The 23782-nt window shown below is 59.0% G+C and carries 20 protein-coding genes; 10 read left to right on the top strand and 10 right to left on the bottom strand.

From position 1 onward, the window contains the following. Positions 1–7: 7 nt before the first annotated feature. The 3 genes from ssuD to ASD54_RS09125 are packed head-to-tail and all read left to right on the top strand — an operon-like array spanning position 8 to position 2882. Positions 8–1180, top strand: coding sequence for an FMNH2-dependent alkanesulfonate monooxygenase (gene ssuD, locus ASD54_RS09115; RefSeq protein ID WP_062554264.1), 1173 nt, complete (start codon positions 8–10; stop codon positions 1178–1180). Between the two features lie 40 nt (positions 1181–1220). After that, complete coding sequence (locus ASD54_RS09120) at positions 1221–2051, top strand: ABC transporter permease subunit (protein WP_062554265.1); 831 nt, start codon at positions 1221–1223, stop codon at positions 2049–2051. 9 nt (positions 2052–2060) lie between these two features. After that, positions 2061–2882, top strand: coding sequence for an ATP-binding cassette domain-containing protein (locus tag ASD54_RS09125; RefSeq protein WP_082547155.1), 822 nt, complete (start codon positions 2061–2063; stop codon positions 2880–2882). A 10-nt stretch (positions 2883–2892) separates the two neighbouring features. On the opposite strand, the gene ASD54_RS09130 is transcribed toward ASD54_RS09125, so the two are convergent. The 3 genes from ASD54_RS09130 to ASD54_RS09140 form a co-directional block, all read right to left on the bottom strand. Next, positions 2893–3303: a CopD family protein gene (locus ASD54_RS09130; protein ID WP_062554266.1), complete on the bottom strand. Its 411-nt coding sequence runs from the start codon at positions 3301–3303 to the stop codon at positions 2893–2895. A gap of 140 nt (positions 3304–3443) precedes the next feature. Further along, positions 3444–4259: a methyltransferase domain-containing protein gene (locus ASD54_RS09135; protein WP_062554267.1), complete on the bottom strand. Its 816-nt coding sequence runs from the start codon at positions 4257–4259 to the stop codon at positions 3444–3446. A gap of 98 nt (positions 4260–4357) precedes the next feature. After that, positions 4358–4624, bottom strand: coding sequence for an usg protein (locus ASD54_RS09140; RefSeq protein ID WP_062554268.1), 267 nt, complete (start codon positions 4622–4624; stop codon positions 4358–4360). A 399-nt stretch (positions 4625–5023) separates the two neighbouring features. On the opposite strand from ASD54_RS09140, the gene ASD54_RS09145 reads away from it, so the two are divergent. Further along, the gene (locus tag ASD54_RS09145; protein ID WP_062554269.1) at positions 5024–7333 is read left to right on the top strand and encodes an OmpA family protein; all 2310 of its coding nucleotides are present in this window, start codon (positions 5024–5026) and stop codon (positions 7331–7333) included. Between the two features lie 58 nt (positions 7334–7391). Here ASD54_RS09145 and mobB read toward each other — a convergent pair whose 3' ends face one another. The 3 genes from mobB to ASD54_RS09160 are packed head-to-tail and all read right to left on the bottom strand — an operon-like array spanning position 7392 to position 9435. Next, complete coding sequence (gene mobB, locus ASD54_RS09150) at positions 7392–7901, bottom strand: molybdopterin-guanine dinucleotide biosynthesis protein B (protein ID WP_062554270.1); 510 nt, start codon at positions 7899–7901, stop codon at positions 7392–7394. Further along, a complete protein-coding gene (gene mobA / locus ASD54_RS09155; protein WP_062554271.1) occupies positions 7898–8521 on the bottom strand; it encodes a molybdenum cofactor guanylyltransferase MobA in 624 nt (207 codons plus the stop codon). Before mobA ends, mobB begins: the two co-directional genes overlap by 4 nt. An 8-nt stretch (positions 8522–8529) precedes the next feature. Then, positions 8530–9435 (bottom strand): DMT family transporter, encoded by a 906-nt coding sequence (locus ASD54_RS09160; RefSeq protein ID WP_062554272.1) that lies wholly within the window; start codon positions 9433–9435, stop codon positions 8530–8532. Positions 9436–10053: 618 nt separating this feature from the next. Here ASD54_RS09160 and ASD54_RS09170 point away from each other — a divergent pair. Then, complete coding sequence (locus ASD54_RS09170) at positions 10054–12588, top strand: methyl-accepting chemotaxis protein (RefSeq protein WP_062554274.1); 2535 nt, start codon at positions 10054–10056, stop codon at positions 12586–12588. A gap of 89 nt (positions 12589–12677) precedes the next feature. On the opposite strand, the gene ASD54_RS09175 is transcribed toward ASD54_RS09170, so the two are convergent. Further along, complete coding sequence (locus ASD54_RS09175) at positions 12678–13085, bottom strand: hypothetical protein (RefSeq protein WP_062554275.1); 408 nt, start codon at positions 13083–13085, stop codon at positions 12678–12680. 140 nt (positions 13086–13225) lie between these two features. Here ASD54_RS09175 and ASD54_RS09180 point away from each other — a divergent pair, with 140 nt between their 5' ends. Then, complete coding sequence (locus ASD54_RS09180) at positions 13226–14905, top strand: PAS domain-containing methyl-accepting chemotaxis protein (protein ID WP_062554276.1); 1680 nt, start codon at positions 13226–13228, stop codon at positions 14903–14905. Between the two features lie 4 nt (positions 14906–14909). On the opposite strand, the gene moaA is transcribed toward ASD54_RS09180, so the two are convergent. Further along, positions 14910–15896 (bottom strand): GTP 3',8-cyclase MoaA, encoded by a 987-nt coding sequence (gene moaA, locus ASD54_RS09185; RefSeq protein WP_062554774.1) that lies wholly within the window; start codon positions 15894–15896, stop codon positions 14910–14912. 196 nt (positions 15897–16092) lie between these two features. Here moaA and ASD54_RS09190 point away from each other — a divergent pair, with 196 nt between their 5' ends. The 3 genes from ASD54_RS09190 to ASD54_RS09200 all read left to right on the top strand — a co-directional run bounded on the left by ASD54_RS09190 (position 16093) and on the right by ASD54_RS09200 (position 18579). Beyond that, the gene (locus ASD54_RS09190) at positions 16093–16479 is read left to right on the top strand and encodes a DUF971 domain-containing protein (RefSeq protein WP_062554277.1); all 387 of its coding nucleotides are present in this window, start codon (positions 16093–16095) and stop codon (positions 16477–16479) included. A gap of 210 nt (positions 16480–16689) precedes the next feature. Further along, on the top strand, positions 16690–17904 hold the full coding sequence (locus ASD54_RS09195) for a low temperature requirement protein A (protein ID WP_062554278.1): 1215 nt from the start codon (positions 16690–16692) through the stop codon (positions 17902–17904). Between the two features lie 66 nt (positions 17905–17970). Further along, the gene (locus ASD54_RS09200; protein WP_062554279.1) at positions 17971–18579 is read left to right on the top strand and encodes a pyridoxamine 5'-phosphate oxidase family protein; all 609 of its coding nucleotides are present in this window, start codon (positions 17971–17973) and stop codon (positions 18577–18579) included. Positions 18580–18612: 33 nt separating this feature from the next. On the opposite strand, the gene ASD54_RS09205 is transcribed toward ASD54_RS09200, so the two are convergent. Together ASD54_RS09205 and fumC are read right to left on the bottom strand one after the other, a co-directional pair. Continuing rightward, on the bottom strand, positions 18613–19683 hold the full coding sequence (locus tag ASD54_RS09205; RefSeq protein ID WP_062554280.1) for a GGDEF domain-containing protein: 1071 nt from the start codon (positions 19681–19683) through the stop codon (positions 18613–18615). 263 nt (positions 19684–19946) lie between these two features. Continuing rightward, positions 19947–21335, bottom strand: coding sequence for a class II fumarate hydratase (gene fumC, locus ASD54_RS09210; protein ID WP_062554281.1), 1389 nt, complete (start codon positions 21333–21335; stop codon positions 19947–19949). A 423-nt stretch (positions 21336–21758) separates the two neighbouring features. Here fumC and ASD54_RS09215 point away from each other — a divergent pair, with 423 nt between their 5' ends. Beyond that, positions 21759–23735 (top strand): L,D-transpeptidase family protein, encoded by a 1977-nt coding sequence (locus tag ASD54_RS09215; protein ID WP_062554282.1) that lies wholly within the window; start codon positions 21759–21761, stop codon positions 23733–23735. Positions 23736–23782 lie beyond the last annotated feature (47 nt).

Below are 23782 nucleotides of genomic sequence, written 5' to 3' on the forward strand. Positions count from 1 at the left end.
TGACACAATGTCTAATACGCAAAAACCCATCGATTTTCTGTGGTTCATTCCGACCAGCGGCGACGGCAGCTATATCGGAGCCAGTGATCTGAACCGGGCGCCGGACAATCTGTATCTGCGAGAGATCGCGGTTGCGGTGGATCGTCTCGGTTACAGCGGCGTGCTGTTGCCGACCGGCGTATCCTGCGAAGAGAGCTTCGTGACAGCGGCCTCGCTGGCACCTTTCACGGAACGCCTGAAGTTTCTGGTGGCCATTCGCCCAGGCACGGCATCGCCAGCCTATTATGCGCGCCTTGCATCGACGCTGGACCGCATCACGGAAGGGCGTCTTCTGCTGAACATCGTTGTGGGCGGTGCGCCTGCCGAACTGGCTGGTGACGGGATCTTCCTGCCGCATGACGAGCGATACGACCATGCGGAAGAGTTCTTCCAGGTGTTCGAAGATCTGCTGGCGACCGGCAAGGCGGACCTTGATGGCAAGCACATCAAGGCCAAGGAAGCCCGCCTTGGCTTCCCTTCGATCCAGCAGCCGCGCCCACCGCTGTATTTCGGCGGCTCTTCCGATGCGGGGATAGAATTCTCCACCGGGCGTGCAGACAAATATCTGACCTGGGGCGAACCGCCGGAACAGGTGGCGGAGAAGGTGGCGCGGGTTCGCAAATCCGCCGCGGCAAAGGGCAGGGACGTTTCATTCGGCATTCGCCTGCACTTCATCGTTCGTGAGACGGACGAGGAGGCGTGGGAAGCGGCCGACAGGCTGATCTCCAAGCTCGACGACGAAACAATCGCCAAGGCACAGGCGCATTTTGCCACGGCCTCTGATTCCGTTGGACAGCAGCGCATGGCGGCTCTTCACGGCGGCCGTCGCGACAAGCTTGAGGTTTCCCCGAACCTCTGGGCGGGTATCGGGCTCGTGCGATCCGGTGCAGGCACGGCGCTGGTTGGCTCACCGAAGACCGTGGCAGCACGGCTGCGCGAGTATCAGGAGATCGGCATCGAGACGGTGATTGGGTCCGGCTATCCGCATCTGGAAGAGGCGTACCGGGTGGCCGAGCTTCTGTTCCCGGAATTGGGAATTACCACGCTTCCGCAGCGCACAGGCTTCGGTAGCGAGTTTTCCCAACGCACGGTCTTTTCCGGTGGTGGGCACCAGACACTGCGAGCAGTGGCAGCTTCCTGAGCTGCTTCTGCTGAATTGAACCCGGTTTGAGGAGACTCTCATGGCACTTGCCGATCTCACGTTCAGCCGCACGCTGAAGCAGACGAACAAACGCATCCCTTCCTTCCCAAGACTTGGCCGCGCGCATGTTCTTCCGCTTGTCGTGCCTGTGACCCTGATTGCGCTATGGCAGTTCGGGTCCTCAACCGGGTTCATATCCGACCGGATCATGCCGTCACCGGTTGCGGTTAGCCAAGCCTTCTGGAGCGAAGCCGCGAGCGGTGACCTCGGGCATAATATCCTCGTCAGCGCCGGACGCGCGCTGGCGGGTCTTCTGGTCGGTGGCACGATCGGCTTTCTTCTCGGCATCATCAACGGTGTGTCGAAGCTTTCCGAACAGCTGACCGATACGACGCTGCAAATGGTTCGTACCATTCCGCATCTCGCTCTTATTCCGCTGGTCATTCTGTGGTTCGGGATTGGCGAGGAGGCAAAGCTGTTCTTGACCTCACTGGGTGTGCTGTTCCCGATCTATCTCAATACCTATCACGGTGTGCGCAACGTGGACCGGGATCTGTTGGAGATGGGCCGGATTTACGGCATGAGCCGTTGGTCTCTGTTCCGCAAGGTCATCTTCCCCGGTGCGCTTCCCTCCATCTTCGTCGGTCTACGCTATGCGCTCGGCATCATGTGGCTGACGCTGATCGTGTCTGAGTCCATCGCAGCATCTTCCGGTCTCGGCTACATGGCCAACAACGCCCGCGAGTTCATGATGACAGACGTCGTCGTGCTGGCGCTTGTGATCTACGCGCTGCTTGGCAAGCTTGCCGATGTGATTGCACGCCGCCTGGAAGGCTGGACGCTTTCCTGGAATGCAGCCTATCAGAAGTGAGGATCAGCGATGTCTCTCCATATTCATGAACGTCCGGCAACATTAGCTTCTTCTAGCAGCACGCATGGCCCTCGTCCCGATGTTGCATCCACGACAACGCAGGCGGTTTCTCTCCATCTGCGTGGCGTTGAAAAACACTTTGGCGACAATCAGGTGCTGCGTGGAATCGATCTCGATATCGAGGCCGGGCAATTCGTGGCCATTGTCGGGAAAAGCGGCTGTGGCAAGAGCACGCTTCTAAGGCTGCTGGTCGGTCTCGACCAGCACACTGGCGGCGAGATTGCATTTCGCGACGAGGGCGGGAATCCCGCCAAGGCCGACGCGCGCATCGTGTTTCAGGAGCCTCGACTGCTACCCTGGTTCAACGTCGCCAAGAACGTGGCGGTTGGTCTGGGCGAGGGTGTCGACAAGGACGAGGCCCGGACGAAGGCGCTTGCAGCGCTGTGGGAAGTGCACCTGCGCAACAAGGCTGAGGAATGGCCCTCCCAGCTATCGGGCGGTCAGAGGCAGCGCGTTGCTCTTGCAAGGGCGCTGGTCAGCAGGCCCGGCCTTCTGGTGCTGGATGAACCGCTCGGCGCGCTGGATGCTCTCACGCGCATCAGCATGCAGACCCTGATCGCCCGTGTCTGGCGGGAACTGGGTTTCACCGCCGTTCTCGTTACCCACGATGTGAGTGAGGCGGTGCATCTGGCCGACCGGGTGATCGTGCTGGACGAGGGCCGGATCTCGCTCGACCTTGCCATTCCGCAGCAGCATCCGCGCAAGCACGGGGATGCTGGACTGGCGGAACTGGAAGGCAAATTGCTGGCCGCGATCCTGAAGGATCGTTGAACAGCAACGATCAGAAGGGTTTCACGATCGCCAGAAGTACGATGACGATGGTGGAAACAAGCACGATAGGCATGCCCGCGCGCACGAAAGCAGGGGGATCCAGAAGCGGGTTGGCTTCCATTCGGCGCAACCAGGCGCTCTGCATGCCATGCAGGGCGGACAGCATGACGACGATCAGTAGCTTCAGGTGAAGCCAGCCGCCGGAAAAGCCAATATAGCCGATTGCCAGAATGAGGCCGAAGACCCAGACGCCCGCAAGCGCGCCGGTGGTGACGATGCGATCATACCGGCGGAGGGCCGTGATGACGCCACCGCGGATGGGGGCGGGCACCATGGAGATGACGAAGGCGTTGATCAGCATGCCGCCGACCCAGATGATGTCCGATGCGACGTGCAGGGCCTTGAGAAGGAAATACAGCATAAGTTCCGTTCCAGATCGGGGAGTCTATGGGACAGGCAGCAGGCAAAGACCGCCAAGCAACGTCGAGGCCCAATGCGAGCCCCGGCGCTTCTTCAATCTAGAGCGGTTCCAAACAAATTGGAATGGCCGGATCGCGTTGTTCAGCCCTTCAGGCGGGCAATCACCAGATGTCCGGGGGTAGGGTTGCCATCCTGCATGCGCACATTGATTTCGGATATCTCGATCAGTTCGAAACCGGTGGCGGCAAGGCGCTCGCGCACATAGGCTTCAGCGTGGGCAAAGCGCTGATGCGGGCCGACCATGTAGGAGCGGCCTGCGAAAACCTCTTCCGGCAATGTTTCCGACGAGAAGACGAAAATGCCGCCTTCCACCATGTTTTCCGCCGCGCCGAAGAAAAGTGGCTCCAGCGCACCCAGATAGGGAAGGACGTCGGTTGCCGTAACGAGATCAAAGGCTTCATCGTCGTTGTCTTCGAGAAAGTCCTCGACTTCCGCGACGTAAAGCGTCTCGTAGAGATCCTTCTCGTGGGCGATCTCAACCATGTTTTCGGAGATGTCGATGCCGGTGATATCGTCCACCATGTCGCGCAGGGTGCCGCCGGTAAGGCCGGTGCCGCAACCGAGATCCAGCATGCGCTTGAATGGTCCGAGCTTCAGATCCTGAAGGCGCTGGCGCACCAGAACGGGGACCGCATAGCCAAGCTGTTCGACAAGGATATCCTCGAAGCTCTCGGCGTGCTGATCGAACAGCGTCTCGACATAGGCATCCGGGGCCTTGGGGGGTGTTTCGCCACGGCCCATGGCCGCAATGCGGACGGCCGCGCCACCATGATCGTCCGGATCGATTTCCAGCACCTGCTGGTAGGCAGCAACGGCTGCATCGATCTCGCCCGACTTTTCCAGCGCAAGCGCACGGTTATAGGCTTCCGCCAGTGCTTCTTCGTCGATCTTGCTCATGGCTGCCTCTCGTCAAAACTTCGTCTCTAGAGAGGCGGCTTTAAGCTGAAGGTCGCCGGAAGGCAAGCGCAGGCGGCATTTGCCGACATTTCGTGTTCTCAGTGGATGATGAATTCGCCCTTCAGAGCACGCCATTCATTGGCCGCGATGAGTTTTCGGTGGACATAGCGCACCGAGTGCAATGGCCCGTCCAGCTTCTCCTGCCAGAATTTGAGAAAGGTCTTCATTTCCGGGAAGTCCGGGGCGAGATCGTAATGCTGCCAGATATAGGTCTGCAGCAGGTTCTTGTGGTCGGGCATGCGATAGAGGATCTGGGCCGTTGTCATGCCGTAGCCCTTCAGCATCAGTTCCATTTCAGGCGTCATTCCGTGGCTCCGTAACGTCGATCTCTTCTGCGGCAATTTGCGGTTTGCCAAGAAGATTGGACCATTGGAGCCTTAACCGAAGCTTAAGGTCAAGACGCTAAATCACGCTTATTATTGTTTGTATTCAATGTCTTAGCACTCAATATGAATAACTGCTGCCAAAGCGATTCATCGCCGGTTCAGGCGGCGCGGCGCCAATTTCCCTCTGGAACAAAGTACTGACCTTCCCGTTGGTGCGAGCCGAATGCCCCTGAAAAAGAAGGGTATCGGCAAGGGTGTCCTACCATCGTCGGTATGACACCCTTGCATCTGCATCTACGCATCGTTCTTGCCGAAAATCCCTGATTTTCGGGCCGATGCTTCGGGACGACCGACTGATAACGCAGTTAGGGAGCAATCATGCCCAAGCGTACAATACTCCTCGCCAGTGTGGCGATGCCATTGATTTCCATCAGCCTTCTGGCACCCAGCGTGCATGCCGCGATGCCGGGCATTCAGGTGCCTGCACAGGGCATCCAGTCCGACATCATTCACGTTCAGGCTCCGCCGCCGGGACCGGAAGGTGCAGCAGGCGAGGAAGAGCAGAAGAAGCGTCGCCCGCCGCCAGAGGCGCAGGGCGGAGGCCCGCGTGGAGAGCCCGAGCAGCCGCGCGGCGCGCAGGGTGGCGCCCGCCCGGAGCGTCCCGCCGCTGAACCGCAGGCCGAGCCGCAGGGTCGCCCGCGTGGTGAACCTCAACGTGCTGAACCGCAGGGCGAGCAGCCGCGACCCAAGCGAGCCGAGCCGCCAGCGGAAGCACCTGCCCGTGCAGCGCCCGAACCCAAGGCAGAACAGCCCAAGGCAGAGCAGCCAAGAACCGAACAGCCCAAACCGGAAGCCAAGCCAGAGCCCCAGAGAGAGCCGAAGCCGCAGGGCGATAATCCGCCACGTCGGGAGCCGAAAGCTGCAGAGCCGGCACCTGCCGAACGTCCCGCGCCGCCTGCCGAGCCAGCGCAGCGCGCGGCACCACCGGCTGAACCTGCGCAGCGCCCAAGTGCCGAGCGTCCAAGTGCCGAGCGTCCTGCGGGAGAGCGCCCGGCAGGTGAACGTCCAGCGGGTGAACGTCCGCGCAACGATGCGCGACCTGAAACACGCCCCGGTGTAGCGCCTCAAGGTCAAGCGCCCCAGGGTCAATCGCCTCAGGGTCAGGCGCCTCAGGGCGAGCCCGGGAGACCGGCACCTGCCGACCCTCCTGCAGTACCGCCCGCTGCCGGCACGCAGCCATCCGTTCCACCTGCTCCTCCAGCAGCACCCCCGGCAGCTCCGCCTGCTGCCCAGCCACCGGCTGCACCTGCACCCGCCCAGCCGCCGGTAGCGCCGGGCCAGCGTTCCGACGCTCCAGCCGTTGCGCCGGCTCCCGGTCAAGCAGCAGGCCAGGCAGCAGGTCAGCCTCCTGTTGCTGCGTCACCGACCACGCCGCAGGAAATCGAGCGGGCAAAGGCCATCGCCAACAATCCCGCGCAGGCTCAGGGACCAGTGGTCCTGCCTGTCCAGAATGGTGCCGCTGTGCTTGATAGTGCCAAGGAAGCGCCTGCCGCTGCCGCAGCACCGGGCCAGCCCGGAGCACCGGCTGCTCCGGGTCAGCGTCGAGATGGTCAGCGTCCCGGTATGCCTCCGGCGCCAGGTCAGGCGCAGGCGCCTGTACCAGCACCGACAGCTCCGCCGCCACCACCGCCGACATCCGATGCCGCTGCCCAGGCAGCCGCGCCGGGTGGGCAACAGGCAGCACCTGTTCGCATCGAGTCCTTCTCGCGCGTTCAGGGTGAGAGATTGCGCGAGCGCCCGCGCTTCGAAGACCCACGTGGCTGGGATGACGTGCGCCGTGCCGATGATGGCCGCGTGATCATTCAGTTCGATAACCGGACCTTCGTTCGCCATGACGATAGTGAGCGTTTCATCAGCGACGGCTATCGTCCCGAATATGACCGTCTGCCGGGTGGACGCACCCGTGAGATCTACGAGCGTGATGGCGGCGTGCAGATCGTGACGATCCGAAATCGCTATGGCGATGTGGTCCAGCGTTCTCGCGTCGGACGCGATGGCCGCGAAATCATCCTGTTCTATGCGCCGGAGCTTGCCGATGAACGGGCCGATCGCGACTACCGCTGGCGTGATCCGGGTGCCGAATTGCCCCCGATGCGCCTGACGATTCCGGTCAACCAGTATATCATAGACACGACCAGCGATCCGGATCGCGACTACTATCGCTTCCTCGAACAGCCGCCTGTCGAACGGGTGGAGCGGGTCTACTCCGTCGATGAAGTGCGTTACTCGGCCCGTATCCGCGACAAGGTTCGTCGTATCGATCTCGATACAGTCACTTTTGCCACGGGCAGTGCCGACATTCCGATGAACCAGGCATCCAGCCTGCGGAAGGTGGCGGACGCCATCAAGAAGGTTCTGGATCGCGATCCATCCGAGACCTTCCTGATCGAAGGCCATACGGATGCTGTCGGCTCTGACGAGAGCAATCTTGTGCTTTCCGACCGCCGAGCCGAATCGGTTGCGCGAGTTCTGACGGATGCCTTTGGTATTCCGCCGGAAAACATGGTGACGCAGGGCTATGGCGAGCGTTACCTCAAGGTCGCGACACAGGGACCAGAGCAGCAGAACCGCCGCGTGACGATCCGTCGTATCACTGCGCTGGTGAAGCCGGTCGCACAGAACCGCTAAACGGTATCCGAATGATGCAGAGACCGCCGGGCCAGATCGTTCCGGCGGTCTTTTCGCATCAGGCTTTCAGGCCTGTCGTCTCGATGACGAAATCGACAATCGCATTGGTATCATCGAGATCGAAGACGGGCAGGGCGGTGTCTTCCACGGCATGATCCGCAGCGATGGCCAGAATGAACGGATCGCTGGGTGCCAGCGGTTCGCGCTTGGCTGCTTCAAGGCGGCGTGCCTCGATTTTCGGGATCGGTTCGCGCTTGTAGCCCTCGATGATGACGATATCGCACGGAGCGAGGCGGGAGATGATTTCCTCGAAGCTTGGTTCATCGGCACCACGCAATTCGTGCATGATTGCATACCGCGTGCCGGAGACGAGGGCGACCTCGTGCGCGCCTGCCTGCCGATGACGGTAGCTGTCTGCGCCGACCTTATCGATATCGAAATCATGATGCGCGTGCTTGACGGTCGAGACGCGAAAACCGCGGCGCGTCAGCTCCTCCACCACGCGTACGGCGAGGCCCGTCTTGCCGGAGTTTTTCCAGCCAGCAATACCAAACAGCTTCGGGGTCATCCCACAAACTCCACGTAGCGATGGGCCAATTGCAGGTCCTCCGGCGTATTGACGTTGAAGAAGGGGTCGAACGGACCAACGGGCGTATCGATGTCGGCAAACTCGACAGTCCGGGTATCGTGGCGGGACAGAAACGTCTTGATGCGCGGATTTTCCGGACCTTCGAGAAACGCCTGCAACTCATCGGCCAAACGGATCGGCCAAAAGCCGACGACCGGATGGAGAGCGCCTTGCGACACGGCGATCACGATGCTTGCATCGGATGTCGCAGCCGCGCTCAATCTGGCCGCAAGATCCAGCGGTATGAAGGGGCTATCGATCGGCACCGTCAGCACATGGCTCGTGGGATCGCGCAGGCTTGCGCCGTGGCGCATGGCGGCAAGAATTCCGGCAAGCGGCCCCCGATGACCCTGCAGCGTATCCGGAACAAGGGGGAGCGACGTTCCGAGATCATCCGACGCGTTGAGGAATACGGACAGGTTCTGGTGACGCAACCGGGCGGCCACGCGATCCACCAGTCTGGTTCCCGCCAGCAAGACTTCGGCCTTGTCTCGACCCATCCGGCGGGAAAGACCCCCGGCGAGGATGACGGCGACGGCAGGCGCGGAAGGCAGGGGCATTTGCGTTCTCAATTGGGTGTCTGCGTACTCTTGGCAGCGGGCGTTTCCCGTGTGCGCTGTTTCTCACGGTAGAAGGCATAAAGACCCGATGCAACAATGAGACTGGCGCCCAGTGTCATGTAGCCGTCCGGTCGCTCCTGAAACAGATAATAGCCAAGGCTCAGCGAGAAGATGAGGCTCGTGTAGCGAAACGGCGCGATGAAGGAGATGTCTCCCGTTCGCATGGCACTGATGATCGACAGATAGCCCGCAATAATGAAACAGGCGGCCACGACGATGATGAGCACGGAGTGACCGCTCACGGGCATCCAGCCGCCCATGGGAACAATGAGAACCGCGCCGAAGACCGTGTTGGTCAGGCCGGCAAAAAGCGAGACGAGCAGGGTCGGGATGGCTGAGTTGATCCGCCGCGTGGTCAGGTCGCGGCCGGCTGTGAAGAAGACCGTGATGACCGCCAACAGAGATGCGGGCACGAAAGCTTCCGGGCTCGGCTTCAGGATGATGATGACACCGACGAAGCCGACGATGATGGCCAGCCAGCGCCTCCATCCGACCGGTTCCTTGAAGAAGGCCCAGGCTCCGAAGGTCACGGCAAGCGGCAGAGAGAGCAATATTGTCGCGGCGACAGACAGATCGATGTGCGAAAGGGCGCTGATATAGGTAATGGTCGCACCGATCTCGAAGCCGGATCTGAGGATGACGGCCTTATTGAACATCAATCGGAACTGCCCGAGGATTCCGTAGGACCAGGCCATGACGGCGAGAATGATGGCTGTCGCGATGCCGCGCAGAAAGATGATCTGCGCAATGTTCAGGTCATGCGTGATCGATTTGATGAGCGCATCATTGGTGGTGAAGGCTCCCATGGCAATCGTCATCATCAGGGCGCCACGCGAATTCGATGATAACGGCATTCTCGATTCCCTCAGGCATATATTAGCGATTTCGCTGTAGTCGATCACAGCGGCACGCACCAGTTGTTTGGTTATGAAAAGACGATTTCATCGAACAGCATGCCAGGATTGGCGCGCTGTTCCGGCAGACGCTTCAACACTTGGCGGGGATGAGTGGAAAAGCAAGCCTTTAGAGTATCCGTGTTGATCAAGCCATCTTCGGGACCCCTTGTACGGTGGAAAACGCGCGTCAGAAAAACGGTCTTGCGTTCCGAGACAAGGGCCATGGTTTGCGCGCATTGTCTCATCCCGGAAATCCAAATTGCTTGTAATGTCGGTCAAAAACATGACATGGGAACAGTTTTAAAAATAAATTGTTGAATTAATGTTGCATATTTCGAAATTCATCTGAATTGATTGTCCTCATATTATTATTTACTGCAGTTTATACTTCTAGATCGAATTCGATGGCATAGGTTTCAATTTTCGATTGTAAATCCATGTCAATTGGTAGAGTTCTGAATTAACGATTGCTCAATAGCTAGTTGGCAAAGCTTCGTTTCAAGCTCCCGCATGATGAGGGATGGCCGTGTACCGCCGCCCATGAATGGACGCGCCGAAGTTGCACGAGGAGGTGCAATGTCGTTCCTGGATCGTTTGTTACAAAGCCGCCGTATCGTCACGAAGGTTTTGCTGTTTGTCGTTCCCCTTATCCTGTTGATCGCAGGCGTGGGGCTCGCTGGTTTCTACACCGCGCGCATGCTCAACGGGCACATGACCGTGACACGCGCCACCATCGAGAACATTGGCGATTTCGAGCGACTGCAGGCTTCCCTTCTCGGGTTTCTTGCTCAGCCAAGTAGCGCAAGCCTCAAGGCATTGAACGATGCGATTGCCGAGCAGGAGAAGGGAATCTCCATTCTGGAAGGGCTGGTGGTTACGCCTGAGGATCGGCAGCGTCTTTCTGTTGTCCAGCAGACCGCGCCGGCGCTCAAGCAGTCTACTGCCGGGCTTTGGGAAATCGAGCGCAAGACGACCCGCACCGAACAGACCATGGAGGCCAGCGTGGACGAAATCCGCGCGCTTGCCGGTGCTGTCAGCGCGCAGTTCGAGACCGTGCGGAAGGAAGGCGAAAGCAAGGAGAAGTTTGCGAAGGGCGCGCTTTTCGATGCCTATGCGCTGAGAACAACAGCGGCCCGCATGGATAGCCTGTTCGATGCGGTGAAGAACATCACGAATGACGAGGCTCTGCCGCGTGCCGCGGTGACCTATATCGGCGTTCTTCGAAAGGATTTGCCGAAGCTTGAGGCAAAGGCCACCACGAAGGCATTGAGTTCGCTCTCGACGCTGAAGGACAAGCTGACCGCCATCGAGACGATTGCCAAGAGCGACCAGCCTGCTGCCGACAAGGCGAGCGCCATTCGTGACGCGATGGCTGCTCTCCAGCCGGTTCGCGATACCTATCTGATGACGGCGAACCAGAACACGAATACGGCAGCGGACCGGTTCGCGACACTGGAAGACGATCTGCAGATCAACCGTGCGCTGGTCGAGCAGTTGACCGAATCGTTGCGCCTGAACGACATGCTGCAGCTGCATACTGAACGTTTGCGGGTGGCTTTGACAAACAGTGCCCGCGAGGAACTTCTGTCCGACATCCGTGCGCTTCGTGCAGCCAGCGAAAAGGTTTCCGACCTTGGCAAGAAGAACCCGACGATGCGGGACTTCGCATCTCAGGTTACACCGATTCTTGACACTGTCGAAAAGCAATCCGCGACGATGCTGGAGCTGGCGGGGCAGTGGAAAGCCGCACGCGTGACGACCGAGAAGCAGTTGCTGGACGGCATGGCTGGCCTCAAGAATTTCGTGGCCCAGGCTCAGGAGGCTGGCAAGCAGGATAGCGAACGCTCCGCCAACCTTTCGATCGCCGCAACGGTCATCGGCACCCTGCTGGCCATCATCGGCGCTCTGATGCTGGTTGAAACGCTGCGGGCGCCGCTGCGCCGCGTTACCGAAATCATGACCCGTCTCGCAAGCGGCGATCTGGAGGTCCGTATCGAGGGACGTGAACGCGGCGATGAAATCGGCGACATGGTTCGTTCCGTCACCGTCTTCCGCGATGCGGCGCTGGAAAACATCCGGCTCGAGCAGGAAGCCTCTGCTGCGCGTGACGCCACGACTGCTGAAGCCGAACGTCGCGCCGCAGAGCGTGCCAAGGTCTCGAACGAGCAACGCATGGCGCTTTCGGCCCTCTCCGACGTTCTGCATCAACTTGCTGAAGGCAACCTGCAGGTCGAGATGAACGAAAACCTGCCAGCCGATTTCGTCGATATGGCCCGTACCTATAACGTGGCTGTCCGCACGCTTTCAGCAACACTCGCAGACGTTCGATCGGTCGCAGCCGACATCAACAGCGGCTCCAGCAACCTCTCCAGTTCTGCGGATGACCTGGCACGGCGCACCGAACAGCAGGCGGCGGCACTGGAACAGTCCACGCGTGCCCTGAGACAACTCAGCGATATCGTCAAATCGACGGCAGGCAGCGCTCAGCGCACGTCGGAATCAGTCAACCAGACGGAAGCCTTCGCGGTGCAGTCCGGTCAGGTCGTAACCAACGCCATCACTGCCATGGGTGAAATCAGCCGGTCTTCCGAAAAGATCAGCACGATCATCGGTGTGATCGACGAGATCGCGTTCCAGACGAACCTTCTCGCATTGAACGCAGGCGTCGAAGCGGCGCGTGCAGGCGAGGCAGGCCGCGGCTTTGCGGTGGTGGCACAGGAAGTGCGCGAGCTGGCGCAACGCTGCGCGAATGCTGCCAAGGAGATCAAGGGGCTCATTTCCCAGAGTGCGCATCAGGTATCCAACGGCGTTCAACTGGTGGAACAGACCGGTGAGGCTCTGAGCCAGATCATCTCCCATGTCAGCACAGTCCAGAAGCTGGTGGCCGATATTTCGTCAGCGACGCGCGAGCAGTCGGTGGGTATCGGCGAGGTGAGCCAGGCGCTTGGCGAGGTCGAGCTCATCACGCAGCGCAACGCGGCGATGGTGGAGGAAAACAATGCCGAAATCCACGGACTGAGAGGCCGTGCGGTGGCGCTTGCCGAAAAGATCGAGCACTTCCGCGTTGGAGATGCCGGTGGCGGCCAAGCGCGGCGTGGCTGGGCTGCCTGATCAGCATCGCCTCGTGCAAACATTCGAAGGGTCGCGCTTCATCGTGCGGCCCTTTAGCTTGCGCCGAACTTCGGGGGCTTGCGTTTCGCTCAGATTGGCCGAATACGGCGAACTTCATCCCCCGCAAACAGGATGAGGTATCCGCCTTCAGCCTCGCTTTGGCGTGCGAGGTCCTTGAGCATTGAGGCGTAGTGACCCTGTTGCCAGGCTTTGCCAAGGCTCGGATCGACAAGGACAGTTCTCTGGGCCCCCTGACGATAGACCATCATGTAACAGTCGAGCGGGTTCCACGCGTCATCCAGAGCCGGATCAGTCAACCAGTCGCATTGGAATTGCCGGCAGGTGTGGGGGCGCTTTTCATAGGTACGACAGCCGAAGCCTTCGACGCAGTGGACGCAATTGACGTTGGCCGGCTTGTCGAGTTCATCGATATCCGGAAGGCGGCAGCACAGCGTACATCGGGCGCAACTGCGGGTCTGAAAATTGACTTCGGGCATCCTGGCAACGCATCCGCTAAACTTCGATGCCGTCACAACACAAATTCTCAACCAGTGGAAGTGGTCCTTGATATTTAGCAATTAATTAAATGCTGATGAGTTGTAATCCGCAAGTTGTTACTCGCTCGGATTTTAAACACATGGCCATTCGTCACCTGTTCAGTGCATCCCGCCTTGCCAATGAGATGGCGGCGATCTCTCGCTCTCAGGCGATGATCTGGTTTGATCCGTCGGGCAGGATTCTCCATGCCAATGAGAATTTCTGCAAGGCGTTGGGGTATGAGATCGGCGAGATCATTGGCCAGCATCACCGGCTCTTCTGTACCGAGGCTCTCCGTTCTTCGGAAGAATATCGCAGGTTCTGGGCCGACCTTTCCGCAGGTAAATTTCAGCACGGCCAATTCCTTCGCCAGACGAAGGCGGGGAACGATCTCTGGATCGAGGCGTCCTATAATCCCGTCATGCAAAATGGCAGGGTCGTGCGGATCCTGAAGATTGCGAGTGACATTACAGCCAGCAAGCTTGCCGCTCAGGATGACGAGAATCGTCTGATTGCGATTGACCAGAGCCAGGCGATCATCGAATTCGAACGCGACGGCAGAGTGGTGAAGGCGAACGAGAACTTTCTCGGTGCGATGGGGTATCAACTCAGCGAGATCGTCGGTCAGCATCACTCCATGTTCTGCGATCCAGACTATGTGCGCAGTGCCGAGTATGCCGCGTTTTGGGAACGGCTGAGACGGGGGGAATTTGTCGCCGATAACTTCATTCGCTTCGGAAAGGGCGGACGAAAGGTATGGATTCAGGCTGCCTACACGCCCGTCTTCAATTCGAAGGGCGTGGTCTACAAGGTCATCAAGGTCGCGACGGATATTACGGCGCGCATGAGTGCCGTTGAACGGATCGGCGCGGCTATCGGCAGGCTCGCCCACGGGGATCTGACCGCGCAGATTGACGACAGACTGGACCCGGCGCTGGAGCAGGTTCGGCTTGATCTCAATCTGGCGTTCCAGACGCTCGGTGAGACGGTGTCAGGCATCAAAGCATCGGCTCAGGGCCTGACCGGAAACGTGCAGACAATCAATTCGGTCTCGAACGATATTGCGCGCAGCGCCGAAACGCAGTCGGCGTCTTTGGAGGAAACGGCTGCCGCGCTGGATCAATTGACGACGACGGTGCGAGACGCCTCCCATCGTGCCGCAGAAGCGCAGCGCCTGGTGGAGGAGACGCGCCGGGGTGCAGAGAGATCGGGCGCCATTGTCGAAAATGCGACTGCGGCCATGGCAAAGATCGAAGCGTCTTCCCGTGAAATCAGCAATATCATCGGCGTGATCGATTCCATCGCCTTCCAGACGAACCTTCTGGCCCTCAACGCGGGCGTTGAAGCCGCACGTGCCGGGGAAGCCGGGAAGGGATTTGCCGTCGTCGCCCAGGAGGTTCGCGAACTTGCACAGCGATCTGCCAACGCGGCCAAGGATATCAAGGGACTGATTTCCTCGTCCGGTGCAGCGGTTGCCGAGGGCGTTTCACTCGTGAACCAGACAGGGTCTGCGCTCGACGAAATCGTCCGACAGGTCAAGGACGTCGATATCAACGTCGTGGCAATCTCTCAGGCCTCTCGCGAACAGGCGACCGGTATCGCCGAGATCAGTTCAGCGGTGAATGTTCTGGATCAGACGACACAGCGAAATGCCGCAACAGTGGAAGAGGCCAGTGCTGCCGCCCAATCCCTGGCGGAAGAAGCCCGCGCTCTCTATGAGCGGATTTCAGGCTTCGTCATTCAGCAACCGGCACAGGTGGCTATCAGACGGGCCTCCTGAAGGATCATCCGCCTGTGACGCTCATATGCCGGCTGACGGCAGGCCGGTTGTTCCGGTCGATGATGAAGTCGTGGCCTTTCGGCTTGCGTGAGATCGCCTCGTCGATGGCCGCCGAAAGATAGGCGTCATCCGGGGATGCCCGCAAAGCGGTGCGGAGATCGGCCGCATCGTTCTGGCCAAGACACATGTAGAGCGTTCCTGTGCAGGTGAGCCGGACGCGGTTGCAGCTTTCGCAGAAATTATGGGTCATGGGAGTGATGAACCCAAGCTTGCCGCCCGTTTCCTGAACAGTGACATATCGTGCCGGACCGCCCGTTTTGAACGGGATATCCGAGAGGGTGAACTGTTCCTCGAGCGAGGCTCGCACCTGGGAGAGCGGCAGATATTGATCCGTCCGATCCTCTTCGATCTCGCCCATCGGCATGGTTTCGATGACCGTCAGATCCATGCCGCGTTCATGCGCAAATCGCAGCATTGACGGGATCTCGTGCTCGTTAAAACCTTTCAGAGCCACTGCGTTGAGCTTTATCTTCAGGCCCGCCTTGCGAGCGGCTTCAATGCCTTCAAGAACCTTCTGAAGGTCACCCCAGCGTGTGACGGCCTTGAACTTGTCCGGATCCAGCGTGTCGACGGAGACGTTGATGCGCCTGACGCCGCAATCGTAAAGCTCTTCGGCATAACGCGTTAGCTGCGAGCCGTTTGTCGTCAGGGTCAGTTCCTCCAGCGCACCGGTTTCGATGTGCCGACCGAGCGCCCTGACGAGGTACATGATGTTCTTGCGCACAAGCGGTTCGCCGCCTGTCAGGCGCAGTTTGCGGACGCCCTTGCCGATGAAGGCGGAACAGAGTCGGTCCAACTCCTCCAGCGTCAGAAGATCCTTCTTCGGAAGGAAAGTCATGTTTTCCGCCATGCAATAGGTGCAGCGGAAATCGCACCGATCCGTCACGGACACACGGAGATAGCTCACCATGCGACCGAATGGGTCAATCATTGGATGCGCATTCGTGCGCAATGGCGTATGGGTATCGTTGGGATTGACCAGACTGTTCAAGGCGCGTGTCCTCCTTCGCGGAAGATGGGACTTGCTGCGACATGCGTCAAGGCGGATGGAAATGGTTTTGACAGAAGATGCTTGAATGGTCACCAACATCCGGGCCAGCAAGCATAGAAGATGCGGAATAGACGATATGAGTGATGCAAGCGCCTCTTCCTGGCCCACCGAAATCAAGGTGGCAGCCGACAAGCGCAGCCTGACAATCAGCTTTGACGACGGAGCTGCTTTTGCCGTACCTGCAGAAATGATGCGGGTTCTATCCCCCTCAGCGGAGGTGCAGGGGCATGGACCGGGGCAGAAGGTAACGGTGCCGGGCAAGCGATTGGTGGGCATTCGAAACGTTGTTGCTGCCGGTAATTATGCGATCCGGATCGCGTTCGATGATGGCCACGACAGCGGCATCTTTACTTGGAAATACCTGCGAGAACTGGGTGAAAAGGGACAGGATCTGTTCGCGGAATACGAACGGGAGCTTGCCGCGAAGGGGATGAACAGGGACACACCCGGCATCGCGCGCTAAAGCGTATCGCGATCTTTCAGATTCGCTCCTGACGCTTTAACTCTCTGTTTTGTCGCACGTCGTTATCGCAAAACCGCTGCACACTTTTGCGCGACATGCGCTAACTTGAACGTAGACAGATCGATATTGATGGAACTTTTAAGCCGCCAGTGATTTGACGGGCGCACGGCCTCGTGCGTTTCCCGGCCTCTCATAGAATGCTTACGTTTCATGGCGCACACCGACACCAAAGCCGACGACCATTGGGTCAAGGATGGCGACCAGCGTGAACGCACGGTCGGGTTTCCCGAACTTTTCTTCGACCTCGTCTTCGTCTTCGCACTCATCCAGCTTTCCCATTTCATCGTGGAAGACTTTACGCTGGCGGGACTGACAGAAGGCGGCGTTTTCGCCCTTGCCCTCTGGTGGGTCTGGATTCATACGGCCTGGGTGACGAACAGGCTGGATCCGGAGCGCATGCCCGTTCGGGCGCTGCTGTTCGGCCTCATGTTTCTCGGCCTGCTGATGTCTTCGGCCATTCCCAAGGCTTTCGAGGAACGGGGCCTGATGTTTGCTGCGACCTATGTCGCCATGCAGCTGGGCCGGTCACTGTTTGCAATCTATGCCTTCAACGGCGTCATGGAAAATGTCCGCCGCAACTTCGTGCGGGTTTCCCTCTGGTTTGCACTGTCCGCCATTCTTTGGATCTGGGGTGCGCTGAGCGATCCGCATGCGCGATTGATCATCTGGTATGGCGCCCTGCTACTGGAATTTCTAGCCCCCGAGCTCAGGTTCGTGGTGCCCGGCTATGGTCGCTCTACAACCGAAGACTGGGACATATCCGGCGAGCATATGGCCGAGCGTTGCGGATTGTTCGTCATGATCTGTCTTGGCGAGTCGATCCTGGCAACGGGTCGCAGTTTCTCGGATCAGGACATATCTCCGCTGATCGTTGTCATTCTCGCAGGTTCATTTCTGGCGACCGGCCTCATGTGGTGGATCTATTTTCACTTCGGTCACGAAAAGGCATCGCAGGAGATCGAGGAGTCGGACGAGCCGGGTGAGGTCGCGCTCCATGTCTTCACCTATGCTCATATCCCGGTCGTGGCCGGTATCATCCTTTGTGCCGTTGCCGCCGAACACCTGATTGCGCATCCGGTCGAAACCGGAGGATTGGCCAGAGCCTTGGTGATATGTGGCGGCCCGATGGTATTTCTGGCCGGGAACCTGTGGGTCAAGCGCGTGACGACCGGTTATCTGCCCTGGTCACATATTGCCGGTATTGCAGCTCTCCTTGCGCTTCTGCTTGTCACGCGGGGATGGGTAACTCTCTGGACTGCTGCGCTTGCGGTTTGCATTCTGTTTGCGGTTGCGATCTGGGAGTACAGGCGCCTGGCGCGCATACCCCATGAGGCGGATGAAGTGGGAGAGCTGCGCGGCGAGTAGAGCACAAGAACGCGCTTGCAGCCCTGGATCGCGTGATTTACTCCAGTGATGCAACGGGAGGAACACATGACCGTCATCACATCCGTCGAGCAATTGCGGGACATCTACAAGAACCCGAGCGAAGCGTCTCTCGTCAAAGTGACACAGGCGCTGACGCCGGAATATCGCCAGATGATCGAGGCATCACCTTTCGTCGCGCTGGCAACTGTCGCACCGGAAGGATTGGACTGCTCTCCGCGCGGAGACCTAGGCGGCGTTGTCCGCATTCAGGACAATCGAACGATCCTGCTTCCGGACTGGAGAGGCAATAATCGTGTCGACTCGCTTGAGAATATAGTTCGCGACCCGCGTGTTGCGCTGATGTTTCTCATTCCGGGATCCACCAGCGTGATGCGCATCAACGGTCGGGCTGTGGTTTCCATCGAGCCTGAACTGCTGCAGAGCTTTGAGATGGATGGGTATCATCCGCGCAGTGTCACCATTGTTACCATCGTGGAGGTGTATTTCCAGTGCGCGCGTGCAGTCATGCGTGCCGAGCTTTGGAACCCGGACAGATTTGCCGACCCGCAGACACTGCCAACTCCCGGGCAGATGCTGAAGGGAGCGAAGGCGGATTTCGATCAACAGACCTATGACAGGGAATGGCCTGAACGCGCAAAAGCGACCATGTGGTGATGGTCGCTTACGGCGCAGGCGATCTATGCCGGATTACTTCTTGTAGATCAGCCAGCTCTTGCCGCCATAGTCCTTGCGCATGCCGTCCTCGAAGAGCATCAGGCGGTTGCGGCCGGCATTCTTGGCGCAATACAGAGCCGTATCGGATTTGACGTAGAGATCACCGGCGTCATCGGCCTGCGATGCCATGGCAACGCCGATCGAAATCGTGATCGGTCCATAATCCATGCCCGTGCGTGAATTGCGGAATGGCCTTGTTTCGAGCGCCTTGCGCAGACGCTCGCAGATGGCCATCACTTCTTCGGTCGTATTGCCCTCGATGATCAGAGCGAATTCCTCGCCGCCGGTTCGGGCTACGAAAACATCCTTGCGGACGCTTGATCTGAGGACGGCAGCAACGGATGCAAGGATCTTGTCACCCACCGGATGGCCGTAGGCATCGTTGAATTTCTTGAAATGGTCGATATCGGCCAGCACGAGCGCCGTGACGGGCAATTGCATGCTATCGTCGTAAAGCGTCGCCAGCTTCTCGTCGAAGGCGCGGCGGTTCGAGAGACGGGTCAGCGAATCCGTGTTCGCAATGCGCTTGTACTCGTCCAGTTCCTTACGAACCTGATCCACTTCCTGGCTGCGTTGAACCACGCCTTCAACCGTTTTCTCACCCTGTGCAAGGGTGTCGCCGGTCGCCTTGCTCAGGAGAGATATGGCGTTGCGCAGCAGGTCTGCGGAGAAATTGTTCTTCGCGTTGATGGTCGTGGCAGTTTCATCCAGCAGACGATTGTAGCTTTCGAGCGAGGTCTGTTCCCGGCGCAAGAGGCTGAGCAGCGCATCGAGCTCTTCCACCAGCCTGCCGTGGGCTTTCTCCATCATCGAAGCCTGACCGGTTCCAATGAATGTTGCGGCAAGCTCGTCGAGTTCTTCCTGGCGAGGCCGGTTCCCCAGCAGCGAGAGTTCCCGGGTCAACGCCGGGTTCGTACCTATGTAGGCCTCGTAGAAGAGCTGGTAGTTCCGCGGGATGGGAGAGACATTCATTACACGCATGGCGTGTATGATCTGTCCGGCCACATCGGCGGCTTGCGCCTTCTGCGCAGCTGCCGTCGTCATTGCTCTGCTCCGGTCATCGATTTGAGACTGATGGTAATGGTTATTCGCAATTTATTGGAAAAGCATTAATGTCGGAGCGCCTAGCGCGCTAAAATACCATTGCAATTAAACAATTACAGAGAGGCCGCGAAGTCGGGCTTGATTATAGTCAAGTGTCAGCGCGGTTGTTCGTCCAGTGATGAGCGCAACCCTTATGCTGCAGATCCCTGACGCAAGGGAAGAATAGAAATTCTATCCAGTCACATGCGTCAGGGAACAGCTTCTTACTTTGGTCCGATCATGTTTTCAGGGCGGACATACTGGTCGAATTCCTCGTTCGTGAGGTATCCGCCGCCGACTGCCTCTTCACGCAGGGTCGTGCCGTTCTTGTGCGCGGTCTTGGCGATCTTGGCGCAGGCATCATAGCCCAGCTTGCCGTTCAGAGCCGTGACCAGCATCAGCGAGTTTTCGACGCCGCGCTTGATGTTGTCTTCGCGCGCCTCGATGCCGACAACGCAGTTATCCGTGAAGGAAACCGCTGCATCTGCCAGAAGCTGGACGGACTGCAGGAAGTTGTAGGCCATCATGGGGTTGAACACGTTGAGTTCGAAATGGCCCTGGCTGCCAGCGAAGGTGATGGCCGCTTGATTGCCGAAGATATGCGCGCAGACCTGCGTCAAGGCTTCCGACTGGGTCGGGTTGACCTTGCCCGGCATGATGGACGAGCCCGGCTCGTTTTCCGGCAGGGCCAGTTCACCGAGGCCGGCACGGGGGCCGGAGCCGAGGAAGCGGATGTCATTTGCGATCTTGAACAGAGCAGCGGCTGCGGCATTGATGGCGCCGTGAGCGAAGACCATGGCATCATGCGCCGCCAGTGCCTCGAACTTGTTCGGCGCGGTGACGAAGGGCAGGCCGGTGATCGCGGCGATTTCTTCGGCAACCTTTTCAGCAAAGCCGACCGGCGCATTGAGACCCGTGCCTACGGCTGTGCCGCCCTGCGCCAGTTCATAGAGGCCCGACAGGGAGACTTCGATCCGCTTGATGGCGGAAGCCACCTGCGCGGTGTAACCGCCAAACTCCTGACCCAGCGTCAGGGGCGTTGCGTCCTGCGTGTGCGTGCGGCCGATCTTGATGATATGCGCGAAGGCTTTCGACTTCGCATCCAGCGCCGCATGCAGGTGCTTGAGGCTTGGAATGAGATGGCGAACGATCTGTTCTGCGCAGGCGATGTGCATGGCCGTCGGATAGGTGTCGTTCGACGACTGGCTCATGTTGACATGATCGTTCGGGTGAACAGGCTTCTTGGAGCCCATGACGCCGCCGAGCATTTCGATTGCCCGGTTCGAGATAACCTCGTTGGCATTCATGTTCGACTGCGTGCCGGAGCCGGTCTGCCAGACGACAAGCGGGAAGTGATCATTCAGCTTGCCGTCGATGACTTCCTGCGCGGCGGCGATGATGGTTTCGCCGATCTTCGCATCCAGGCCGCCGAGGGCCATGTTGGCGCGCGCCGCAGCCTGCTTGACGATACCAAGCGCACGGATGACGGAGAGGGGTTGCTTTTCCCAACCGATCTTGAAGTTTCCAAGCGAGCGTTGCGCCTGAGCGCCCCAATAGCGGTCGCTGGCAACTTCAATCGGGCCAAATGTATCGGTTTCGGTGCGCGTAGTCATCTTAAAGCCTCTGCGTGACACGGACGTAAACTGGTTTGCTCGGCTGCACCTATGCGGTGTCGGTTTCCGATGCAAGGTCGGGCGCGGGCATTACTATACGTTTGTTTTGCGACTGCAAGCACTGCGAAGGTTGATGAGGAGAGGCTAAATTGTGGGTTAGTCGCGTGTTTTTAATGACACGCCAAGGATTTATATTGAGCCCGATCAAGCGCCTGTGAACCGTCTTGATGCCTCTTCAAGCAAGTTATCAGTAAAAAATTAACCAATGATTTCTTAATGTTCCGGCAACGATCGCGAGCAGGATCAGCGCTCTTTCACCGGTCAGGCATCGCTTTTCGTTTACTTTTCACAGCGCTCACGACCAGCTATTCAGGCGCAAAGGCTCACAAGGCCCGCTGATTCAAGGCCCTCAACGTGACGGGGATGACGTTGCCGCACGCATACACAAAGACTTCTCTCGCAATCGCCCTGCTTTCCGGCATTGCTTCTTCTGCCATCGGCGCAGGTACGGCCAACGCCTTGACCCTTATGGACATGCTGCGCGGCGAGAAGCGCCAAAGCGTTCAGGAGCAGGTTGAAGGTCGCGTGCCGACGAGTGTGCAGCCACCCATCAGCCAGCGTGCGATTGATCTCAGCGATCCGGAGCCACTGCCGAAAGTTTCGGCCCCGAAATATTTCACCTACAAGGCAGACGCCTTCCGCGCCGTGAAGACCTCTGGTTTCGCGACTGCGTCGGCCACGGATGCCAGCCGTTTCCTTGCGCAGGCAAAGGTTTCCGCGCCGAGTGATGTCGCGAACGCGGTCGAAGCCTTCTACGCCAAGAACGCCGCTCTCCTCTGGGTAGACAAGGAAGATGTGAGCGAACGCGCCCGTGCGGTAATAGCGTTGATGGAAAAGGCTGGCGATTACGGTCTGAACCCGGCTGATTATCGCATTCCGGTGCCGACTTTCGTGACATCCAGCGTGTCCGATGCCCAGAAGCCTGTTGAAGCACCGGCGGTTACGCCTGTATCGGCCGATGCTTCTTCCGTACCCACTCCCGCTGCGGAGAGTCCTGCTGCCACGGCGGTCAAGCCTGCTGTCGCTCAGGCTCCAGATGAGCATCAGAAGGAACTGATGCAGTTCGAGCTGGCGCTGTCTGCCAAGGCTGTGCTGTTTGCGCAGGATATGGCACGTGGCCGGATCGACCCGAACCGGATCTCGGAATATCACGACCTGAAGCGACGCGACGTCAACCTTTCCTCCATTCTGCCAGGGCTGCAGAGTGCTGCAGATGCAAGCGTCTATCTGGACGGCATGGCGCCGAAGAGCGCGCAATTCCTGGCGCTGAAGGCGGAGCTTGCCAAGGTGCGCGCCGCTGCCGGGAATGAAGCGCAAGCGGTGCAGGTGCCTGAAACACTGAAGCTGAAGCCGGGTGAAAGCAATGCTGATCTGGCCAAGGTGATTGCTGCTATCCAGCACAAGGGTTCTGATGCCTTGAAGACGCAGCATTCCGCTGTCTTTGCGTCATACCAGAATACGCCGACCTACGCGCCGGAGCTGGTGGAGGTCGTCAAGAGCTTCCAGAAGGAAATCGGCCTGAAGGCCGATGGTGTCATCGGTCCGGCGACAGTGCGCGCCATGACCGGCCATACCTCCGACGACAAGATCGAGAAGCTGATCGTGGCGATGGAGCAGAGCAAATGGTTGCCGGACGATCTCGGCAGCCGCTATGTCTTCATCAACCAGCCAGCATTCCGGGTTTACTATCACCAGAACGGGCAGGAGCAGTTCTCCATGCGCGTGGTGGTGGGTTCGCCGAGCCATCAGACCTTCTTCTTCCAGGACGAAATCCAGACGGTCGAGCTCAATCCGTATTGGGGCGTCCCGCAGTCGATCATCATCAATGAGATGTTGCCGAAGCTTCGGCAGGATCCAAGCTATCTCGACCGCATGGGCTACCAGGTGGAAGTCTCTGGCAAGGCGGTCTCATCCACTGCCGTCGACTGGCGCGGATCCACGCAGGCGATTTCCGTGCGCCAGCCGCCATCGAGCGACAATGCTCTGGGCGAGTTGAAGATCCTGTTCCCGAACGCCCACGCCATCTATATGCATGACACGCCGCAGAAGAGCTTCTTCCAGCGTGACATGCGCGCGTTGAGCCACGGGTGTGTGCGTTTGGCGGAGCCCCGCAAGATGGCTGCCGCCGTGCTGGGCATTACCGAACAGGACCTGGCCGGCAAGATCGCTCAGGGCAAGAACCAGGCTATACAGGTTCCGCAGAAGTTCCCGGTCTATGTGGCTTATTTCACGGCATGGCCGAACAAGGACGGTCACATCGAGTATTTCGATGATGTCTACAAGCGTGATGTTGCTGTTGAAAAGGCCTTCGAAATCACAAGCAAGGCGCGCGGCGCCTGATTTCCGAATGCTGATGTAAGCATAGGGGCCAGCCTTTCAGGCTGGCC

It is taken from the genome of Rhizobium sp. Root149, from assembly GCF_001427345.1.
Lineage (GTDB): Bacteria > Pseudomonadota > Alphaproteobacteria > Rhizobiales > Rhizobiaceae > Neorhizobium > Neorhizobium rhizoryzae.